Source organism: Flavobacterium sp. GW821-FHT11G01, from assembly GCF_058808175.1.
In genome coordinates, this window is sequence record NZ_JBXARK010000011.1 from 160492 (window position 1) to 170537 (window position 10046).

The 10046-nt window shown below is 34.8% G+C and carries 6 protein-coding genes; all 6 read right to left on the reverse strand.

All coding sequences use genetic code 11. The features are described from left to right. Positions 1 to 139: 139 nt before the first annotated feature. Positions 140 to 781: a DUF1579 domain-containing protein gene (locus AC1RRN_RS18675; RefSeq protein ID WP_492968754.1), complete on the reverse strand. Its 642-nt coding sequence runs from the start codon at positions 779 to 781 to the stop codon at positions 140 to 142. Positions 782 to 828: 47 nt separating this feature from the next. Beyond that, positions 829 to 1797 carry a DUF4837 family protein gene (locus tag AC1RRN_RS18680; RefSeq protein ID WP_492968755.1) on the reverse strand — a complete coding sequence of 323 codons (969 nt, stop codon included), beginning with the start codon at positions 1795 to 1797 and terminating at the stop codon, positions 829 to 831. A 46-nt stretch (positions 1798 to 1843) separates the two neighbouring features. After that, the gene (locus tag AC1RRN_RS18685; protein ID WP_492968756.1) at positions 1844 to 3679 is read right to left on the reverse strand and encodes a LysM peptidoglycan-binding domain-containing protein; all 1836 of its coding nucleotides are present in this window, start codon (positions 3677 to 3679) and stop codon (positions 1844 to 1846) included. A gap of 110 nt (positions 3680 to 3789) precedes the next feature. Next, on the reverse strand, positions 3790 to 4977 hold the full coding sequence (locus AC1RRN_RS18690; RefSeq protein WP_492968757.1) for a phosphoglycerate kinase: 1188 nt from the start codon (positions 4975 to 4977) through the stop codon (positions 3790 to 3792). Between the two features lie 259 nt (positions 4978 to 5236). Beyond that, complete coding sequence (locus AC1RRN_RS18695) at positions 5237 to 6211, reverse strand: PorP/SprF family type IX secretion system membrane protein (RefSeq protein ID WP_492968758.1); 975 nt, start codon at positions 6209 to 6211, stop codon at positions 5237 to 5239. 43 nt (positions 6212 to 6254) lie between these two features. Then, on the reverse strand, positions 6255 to 10046 hold a 3792-nt coding region (locus AC1RRN_RS18700; RefSeq protein WP_492968759.1), incomplete at its 5' end, for a T9SS type B sorting domain-containing protein.

Consider the following 10046-nt stretch of genomic DNA (forward strand, 5'->3'; position numbering starts at 1 on the left):
CTCCAAATTAGAAGAAACTTAATTTGAAACGACTAAATTAATTCAAAAATCAATATTTAAGAAGCAATTCACAAAAGAAATCCCGATTGCAGGTTACAATCGGGACTTAATTATACGATTTAAATGACTTCAACAATTCTTATTTTCTTGTCATTGTGATTTCCATACTCTTATATTCCTCTCCGTTTTTTGTGTCATACATTTCCATCTTACGTGTATTGGCGTCAACAAAAGTATACACTTCTCGATAAGGTGTTTTCTTACCATTCAATGGGCTCACTATTTCTCCTTTTAAATTCATGCTTTTACTGGCCTCATCATATTTTCCAATTGCCACCATCATACCGGTACCCATATTGTCAATAAAAGTAGTGGTGAATTCTTTACTCGCATTATTGTAAGCAAGAGTACTTTTACCTTCGAATGGCTGTCCCATCATGGTTCCGTTATAAATTGCTTCCTGATAACGTCCTCCAAGAATCATTTTGACATTTGCCGTAGAAGTCGCTTTACTAGGTTTTCCGTTAGGTTCTTCCCAAAAAGTCATATCACAATTCCAGGTTCCGGTTTCATCTGCCATCATTTTGTGGGCAGTTCCAGGTGTTGCATATGCCGTCCATAATTTCATTTGCGTTGCAGAGTCAAGAGGTTTTTCTGCAATTGGTTCTTCTGTTTTAACGCTATCCGTAACTGTAACGGCTTCCGTTTCTGGTTTTACTTCCTTTTTACAAGAAACAAAACACACCACTAACATTGATAATCCTAAATAAAAACTTTTCATAATTAATTGATTTAATGTTTGTTAAAACAAAAGTATGAAAATGCAAACTATCTTTTGTCAATCTTTACCGATTTTATAATCGCTTCTAATTCCAGCATTAAATCTCTTTCCTGATTGGATGGCGAGTAACAAAAACCTTCGATAACTAAAATTCGATTATAAGCTTCGTCCACAATGGCGTAATTGATAAACGGACCCGTCATAAAATCGTTTTTAAGTTCCCATGTTCCTTTGGTTTCAAAAGTCTTTTTTCCATCCAAAGAAATAGTCGAGAAATAAGGTGCGTAAGCTTCACCCGTAATCATTTGAGTATTAGGTTCACGGCCTTTGATGTAAAGTCCGATTGAGTCGCGCATTTTAACAATATTCCCAACAATGTCGGAGCTTTTTGTCAATTGTTTGATGGGAACCTGATAAATCAAAAGACTTGTATTGCCGCTGATAATTTCTTTCTTCAGCCAAATAAAATTCTTTTTGTGCAACATATATTCATAGCCAATCGGGATTTGCAGATTGATGTGAAATTTGTTTTTAAGCACTGCAGGATTTAATAGCGCTTTACTATTGTCTTGTTGAATTTTTTCAATTTCGGCATCACGAATGAGTTTAATGATTTGCGAACCGTTCATTTCGATACTGCAAATAATATCATCTATTGATTTTCCGTAGATCCGAAAGGTATTATGAGGTAATGCTTTGCTTCGGATAATTTCGAATTTATCTGTTGCCGCTTTTTTAACCACAATAATACTTCGGCTATCGGTAACAAAACCTTCGAGTAATCTGGCGGGATATTGATTGATTGTAAAGAGAGGTTCTTCCTGGGTAAGTCCCCAAACTGGCGAGGCAAATTTATTTCGAATACTATCACCCACTTCTCCATACCACAACTGATCGTCAATAATGACAGAAATCGTATTGGTTTTACCAGAAACAGGTTGCGGTTGTTTTTCGTTTTTTAAACACGAAATCAACAGAAACGGGATTAGTACCAATAAAAAATGGGTTTTATTCATTTTCTTAATTTATGAAATAAAACCCAAATTTAGGTAAGATTTTTTATTATCCGTTTATTTTGAGCTTCATTCCCGGTTTTAGATCTTCGTTTTTAATGCCATTCCATTTTTTAATATCTGAAATTGTAACTCCAGGATATTTTTTAGAAATGCTATATAATGAATCTCCTTTTTTAACGTAATAATCTTCGCTCATACTTTTAGCAGAAGCTGTTTTCTTTTTGAAAGAATCAACTGAAGCGTTTGACGCAATTGCTGTATTAACTGTTGCCGTTTCTTCAACCGCTGGAATTTCTTTAGAAATTACTAAAGTTTTCCCCAGACCAATATTGTTTGATGTTAGATTATTAAGCTCTTTTAGATCAGCAATAGTCGTACCGAATTTTTTAGCGATGCTTCCTAAATTATCTCCGGCAGCAACCACATATTCCTGAGACTGAACTCCTGCTTTTTCTTTATCATCAACAACAGCAATAGCTTCTTCTGATTTTTTCTCTATTGAAGGAATTACTTTAGGTTCTTTTAGAACTTTAACCGGATCAACATCAGATTTGATTTTTAATGTTCTTCCTAATGCAACTGAATTTGATTTAAGATTATTCCATTTCTTTAAATCACTGATATTAACATCATACTTTTCAGCAATAGTACCTAAATTATCTCCTTTTTGAACTTTGTACAATTTAACATCTGTATAAATTGCTTTGTCTAGTTGCGCTTTTGCTTTTGGTGTAACTTTTAAGGCCAAACGACTTGGCATTGTTTTATTTTCTGATTGATGTCTAACGTAGGCATAAATCTTATCTTCGTTTGAAACGAAAGTTGCGATTTTATCTTTTGGTAAACGAATAAAATGATCTTCGCCCTGATAAAATGGAACAACATTTAGTTTATAAGAAGGATTTAGAAGTTGTATTTGAGATTGCGGCATGTCTAACAAATCGGCAATTTGTTTGAATGACATTTCGCTTTTAACATTTACGGTATCTGTCTCGAAGTTTTTAACGAGAGCTCTTTCAGGGTTAATTCCATGTTCTTTGTGATATTCAAAAAGATACATTGTCGCATAAAAAGCCGGAACATAACCTTGTGTTTCTTTTGGAAGATTATTACGAATATCCCAATATTTTGTTTGACCTCCAGATCGACGAATTGCTTTTGTAACATTTCCGGGACCTGAATTATAAGAAGCCAAAACAAGCTCCCAGTCGCCGAAAATAGTAAACATTTTAGAAAAATAATCTGAAGCTGCAGCAGTTGCTTTTAGAGGATCACTGCGTTCATCGACATAAGAATCGATTTTAAGTGCGTATTGTTTTCCGGTTCCGTACATAAATTGCCAGAGACCTGTGGCGCCCATTCTAGAAACTGCTTTAGGATTTAAAGCAGATTCTACAATAGCTAAATATTTAATTTCTAAAGGAATATTTTGTTTGGCAAAAGCTTCTTCAAAAATTGGGAAATAATATTCTGATAAAGCCATTAATCGGGAAAACGATTTTTTACGATTCTTAAGAAATGACTTTATTATGTTTTCTAATCCCTGGTTGTATTCAATATTAAAAGGAGATTTCTCATTCATTGCCTGCAAACGCTGTTTTAAAAGCTCTGTTGGCAATTCGGCATTAACATCCTGATCTGTATTTACGGTCTGAATATCTTTTGAAAATTCATTGTAGATATCCAAACTCAAACATTCGTTCATCCATAGACTATCGACTTTTGTAGCCACTTCGTCTCTTTTGAAAGAACTTTTAACAGAATCTAAGTACGACAGCTTTACTTCTGGTTTTATATCCAGCGAAGTTGTTGCAGTTTCCTGCGCAAACATCGTTATCGAAAAAAGAGCTGTAACCGCTAAGGAGATTTTCTTTATAATCATATAACATTTTTTTAAAATCCTATAATTCAAACAATTATAGCAATCGTATTTTTGCAAACTTAAATAGATTACCAATGAAAAATATGCAAAAAAATGTTAATTGTGATTTTTTAGTCTAAAATCGCAGCGATTCCAGGTAAAATTTTTCCTTCTAACATTTCCAGCATTGCCCCACCACCAGTAGATACATAGCTCATTTTGTCTTCAAAACCGAACTGTTTTACAGCAGCAACAGAGTCACCACCACCTACTAATGAAAAAGCACCATTTTGCGTAGCTTCCGCAATATAATCGCCTAAAGCGATAGTTCCTTTTGAAAATGTTTCCATTTCAAAAACACCTAATGGGCCATTCCATAAAATAGTTTTAGATTCTAAAATTACTTTTTTGAAATTTTCCAATGATTTAGGACCTGCATCAAGACCTTGCCATCCATCAGGAATTGCAGTTACATCTACCACCTGAGTATTTGCTGTGTTTGAGAAATCATCAGCAGCAATAACATCAACCGGAATATGAATCTGAACTCCTTTTTCTTTAGCTAATCTTAATATTTCAAGTGCTAATTCTTGTTTATCATCTTCACAAATAGAATCACCAATTTTACCACCTTGTGCTTTAACGAAAGTAAAAGTCATACCTCCACCAATAATCATGTGATCGACTTTATCTAAGATATTTTCGATAACCGTGATTTTTGAAGAAACTTTAGAACCTCCAAGAACAGCAGTAACTGGTTTCTCGCTATTTTTAAGAACTTTATTTAAACTCTCAATTTCTTTTGCCAATAATGTTCCGAAGCATTTTTCAGTTGGAAAAAATTGTGCAATAATTGTTGTTGAAGCATGCGCTCTGTGAGCTGTTCCAAAAGCATCATTTACATAAATATCTCCTAGAGAAGCTAATTCTTTTGCGAAAGCAACATCTCCAGCTTCTTCTTCAGCATGAAAACGTAGATTTTCAAGTAATAAAACTTCACCTGGTTTTAAAGCTTTAGCAGCAGTTTGAGCTGGTTCTCCAACACAATCAGTAGCAAACTTAACTTCAACACCTAAAATTTCAGAAGCTGTTTTTAAAATATGTTTTAATGAATATTTTTCTTCAGCACCTTTTGGTCTTCCTAAATGTGACATTAAAATAACACTTCCACCCTGAGCTAATATCGCGTCAATTGTTGGTTTTGCAGCTTCGATACGAGTTGCATCCGTTACATTAAAATTTTCATCCAATGGCACATTGAAGTCAACACGGATGATCGCTTTTTTATTTTTAAAATCGAAATCGTTTAAAGTTTTCATTTGATAATTTTTTAATTTTTTGAAAGAAAAACAAATATAGAACTTTTAAAGTAGTATTAAATTTGAAATATGTAAAAATAACCTACCAATAACAACGAAAACGATGTAAATTATGAAAAAAACAAATTTATATTTAAAAAAGATAAAAATGGTTGCTTATACCATTATAAAGTTAAATGTACTGCAGCAAAAATTTACTTTTAGATTCTCTTTAAAATAGAAATGAAAATCCAGACTGCAGTACTTTCAACTGTAAATATTAGTCGTGAACAGGACCTTGAGTACAAGGACAGTTACTGATAGACTGTAAGAAATCGAATCCGATAGTAACTACGTGCGTACCGGTATTGTAATTTCCAAGATCGTTGAACATTACCTGATAAGAATATCCGAAGTAGAATTTAGACTTCATGAAACCAGCCATTGGCCCAACAGATAATGGTTTAGGAAACTGATCGTTTAGGAAACGATACGAAACTCCAATCCAATAATAATCTTCGTAACGGTTATAACGTCTGTATTTGAAGTTAAAATCGGTTGTAGAACGTTTATCACTTGCGAAATACTGATAGAAGACTGATGGTTCATATTCAATACGGCTGTTTTCCCCATCTTTAAAAACATATCCTGTATAAACCTGATAGTTAGAAAGTAGATTAGGTTCTACACCTCTGTATTTATTTGTGTTTTTCTTTAAAACGTTATTTGCGTTAAAACTCAAATAGAAATTCTTGTTACGATACAAGGCACTAATATCAAAGTTATTATTTCCTGTATAACGATTATCTGTAACAGATGGATCTAAAATAGGGTGCTCAATCGTGTTATTGAATTCATCAATATCAATTCGGAAACTATTAAAGTTATACGAAAGTCCGAAAGACAAATATTGCTTCGAATAATAATCTAAAATAATATGATGCGCAAATGAAACTTTTGCACCGGTTTGTCTTGTGTAACCATTCTTATCATTATAAAGAGAGATTCCAACCCCAGAACGATCTAAAACTCTAAAATCGGCATAAAGCGATTGGTTTTCAGGAGCATCTTTGATTCCGACCCATTGAGTAAGACCATTGGCACGAATTCTAAGGTTGTCTCCAATACCTGCATATGCTGGTGAAAGCACGAAAGGGTTATCAGCTAAATACTGGGTAAACACTGGTAGGTTTAACTCTTGGCTGTAACCTGTTGTTACAGCCATGAGTACTAAGGATAAAAATAATTTTTTCATTGTAATAATTTTTTTAGACAACATCATAAGGGGCATTATTTTGTTATCTGTATAAAGTGAAATGTCCAACAAACTCTCTTGCATCTTTCTCGTCATTTAGTTTAAGAACATACCAGTAATCACCAGAAGGCAATTCTTCACCATTGTATCTTCCATCCCATTTTTGACCATAATGATATTTAGCAATTACACGACCGTATCTGTCGAAGATTGAGAAATCAAGGTTATTGTAAATATTTGTACAACCAGGACCCCATGTATCATAAACACCATCTCCGTTAGGAGTAAAGTAATTATCCAGACAAACATCGATATATGTCATTGGTATTATCATTTTAGCCGTACAACCATTTTGATCTCTAACAATTACCTCATAATCTCCAGATTTGTAGATTTTATAAGTATTAGAAGATGTAAACGGTTCACCGTTGAAACTGTATTCGTAAGCTGGAGCTCCACCTGAACCTGTTACTGAAATTACGTTCATTTCTGGTTGTCCTGCAGATAAAGCAATTGCTAATGGCTGAACAGCTTTGATTTCGAAGCTCTTCGTTGGTACTACACATCCATTTGTATGTCTCGCATTGATAAAGTGATTACCAGGAGTAAGATTTGTAAAGATGTTGCTTACTTGATAAGTACCTGTACCATCTAACTGATAATCTATTTCAGAATGCTTGTCAAATCCTGGATCAACTGTTACCATATTAGCAGACATATTGTTAACACAGTCATAGTTAATCTCAACAGTTGGCTTAAGAATTACTGGTAATGGCATATCAATTTCCACTACAGAAATACAACCATTACTATCTTGAATGTATACATTGTGTGTACCTCCAGACAAGTTGCTGTAATCTTTAGTTGTACCAACAACTGGCAAGAATGGTCCGTTATCTTTATCCAAGCTTTCAAAATATGGAGCAGTTCCACCTTTTATCTGAATACTGAATGCACCATCCTTGTCTCCTTCGCAAACCTCAGGAATCATGGTATTTGGAATTTCAGAAGCAATCAGTAAAGTAGGTGAACCTATCTCAATTTCATAAACTGAAGTACATCCTTTAATATCTTGAACAATTACTTGGTATTTACCGGCCTCTAATCTATCAAATACATTATTATCAACAAATTGAGCTAAGTTTGGTGAGATTGCATATTTGATAACTCCAGTACCACCAGAAGCAGTAATGACAATTTTACCATTTTTATCACCAAAACATTTAACCGGGAAAGCTTGATAACTAGAAACTAAAGCATTTGCTGGTTCTCCAACTGTTATTACTTCAGAATCTTTTTGGCAATCACCGCTCTTAACATGGATAATATATTTACCTGCAGGTAGATCAGCAAAAATTCCTTCTGGTTGAGCTGGTCTGATTTCTACTTTTAACTCATTTAATAATGAATATTCATAATTACCTAAACCACCTTTCGCTTCGGCAAGAATTAATGCGCTGCTATCTCCTTTACAGTTTACAACTGCGCTAGAAGTATCTAAATCAATAGTTAAAGGTGCTAATGGATCAATAATAACATCATTAGAAATGTAACCAACACATCCAAAACTATCTTTCACATAATAATGGTGTAATCCAACTGATACTGGGAAAGTAACTGAAGAATTAAAACTTGCACTATAATTAGTACCGTCTTCACTATAAGTGTAAGGTCCTGTTCCTCCTGTTGCACTTAATGTAAGTCTAGCATCAGTTAAACAAGTGATTGATTTGTCTAATACTAAGCTTGCTTCAACAATAGCAGGATCTGTAATTGTTATTGGAGCTGATGTTGCCTCGCAGCTAAATCCGTCTCTAACTATTACTGTATAAGTTCCAGATCCTAAACCACTAAACACGTTAGACGTTTGTGGTCCCACAGAAGCAACTTCACCATTAACATTATAATTTAATGTATATGTATAATTAGTTCCTTGACCTCCTGTTGGAATTGTAGCTGTAATTGTCGCGGTTTTTCCACCGAAACAAGATACCACATTAACATCAGATGAAGCGGTAAATGCAATTGGCGTTGGATTAACTAAGTCAACGATAGCAGTAGCAATACATCCTCTACTGTCTTTTACATTAACAATGTAGTGTCCAGCTGTCAGATTTTCAAAAGTGAATTGATCTGAATAGTTTACACTCACTGGTCCAACTAATTCATATTCATAATCTCCAATCCACCCTCCAGCTGCTGTTACCGTAATAGTACCATCATTGTTACCTGACACGCAAGTGATTGCTGTGTGAACTTCTGTTAAAGTCAACAACGCATCAGGCTGTTCAATCGTAAATACAGTTGAAACTGTACACGTTGGAGCGTCGATCAATGTAGCTACAACTGTATATTCACCAGCCAAAAGATTAGAAATTCTGATAGGACCTGCATTTGTTGTAGTGCCAGAACTTGGAACTGGACCCGAAATAGTGTAAGTAAATCTACCTGCATCATCTCGTGGATTAACTTCATTATCAATGAATGTTAAATCAACAACTCCATCAGCAGTACCATAACAAATTTTACCATTGATTGGTTTAGCCTCTATTTTAAATGTATTAGGATCCAATACCTCATAATAACCTTTTATCAAACAACCAGTCGCTGGGTTCACTACTGTAATGTTATAATGTCCAATACCTAAATCTGTAAATAAACCGTTGGTATTTGTTCTGTTATAAGGTGCACCAGTAACACTTGTTAATGTATAATTTAACAATGCTGGTGTTCCGCCAACTGTAGTAACCGTAACCTGCATTGTTTCGCTATTCAAACAAGTAATTGGAGTTACAACTGCTGTATTTATCTTATCAATAGCAAAAGATGGATTAATCACAATTGGTGCCGTTGAAGTGCCCACACAATAATTTTCATCAATAACTCTTACAGAGTAAGATCCTCCTGCAAAACCAGTTTCAGTATAAACATTAGAAGGTCCGCTTTGTACTACGGTCGTTCCTCTAGTAAATTCATAAACTATATAATGTCCTGCTCCCGCACCACCTGTTACAGAGTTAACTGTTATAGTTGCACTTACAGCTGTATTTGTACCTGTTGTGCAAGTATACTGCGTAATTAATGGAGCATTAACAACAATTTGAGCTGGTTGATCAACTAATGTTGTTGCAGAATTAGAACATCCTCTTCCCGAAGTAACTGTAACTGTATAATTTCCGTAAGGCAAATTATCAAAAACATTCGACTGTTGAGGCCCTCTTGTTATTGTACCACCAACAAGGCTATACATATAAACAGGATTATTATTAGAAACATTTAAGCTTACAACAATACGTCCATCTGTACTACCAAAACAAGATGCTTTGTAAGGTGTTAATGTAATACCAGTTACATCTGTAGCATCTTCAATAGTTTCGCTAACTTGTTTTTCACATAGTGTGACAATATCTCTAACTTTAAAAATATAAGTTCCTGCTCCTAAACCAGTAAATAGTGAACTAGTCTGAGATGTTACCCAGTTGTCTTTTGTATAAATGTAACTGCTAGGAGTTGATACAGTTCCGCCAGTAGCAAATAATGTAATTTCTCCATTTGCATTATGACAAGTAGACAATGTCGTAATTTCTGAACGCAACTCTAAAGGTGCCAAGATGTTTACTGTCGCTGTGTTCCCGCATCCGTTTGCATCCTGGATTGCCACAGTGTGGGTTCCTGATGAAAGTCCTGTCACGGTGAACGGCGCTGTACGCGTCTGGAAGGCTCCTCCGTCCACACTGAAAGTATATGGTGCAATTCCTGCCGTTGGAACAGCTACATTGATCGCAAAGCTTCCCTCAACAACATTACACTGAGCAGCTAAAACAGCAGTCATAAC

Coding starts and splice junctions, on each gene's coding strand:
- AC1RRN_RS18675 (WP_492968754.1), bottom strand. CDS start 781: ATGAAAAGTTTTTATTTAGGATTATCAATGTTAGTGGTGTGTTTTGTT.
- AC1RRN_RS18680 (WP_492968755.1), bottom strand. CDS start 1,797: ATGAATAAAACCCATTTTTTATTGGTACTAATCCCGTTTCTGTTGATT.
- AC1RRN_RS18685 (WP_492968756.1), bottom strand. CDS start 3,679: ATGATTATAAAGAAAATCTCCTTAGCGGTTACAGCTCTTTTTTCGATA.
- AC1RRN_RS18690 (WP_492968757.1), bottom strand. CDS start 4,977: ATGAAAACTTTAAACGATTTCGATTTTAAAAATAAAAAAGCGATCATC.
- AC1RRN_RS18695 (WP_492968758.1), bottom strand. CDS start 6,211: ATGAAAAAATTATTTTTATCCTTAGTACTCATGGCTGTAACAACAGGT.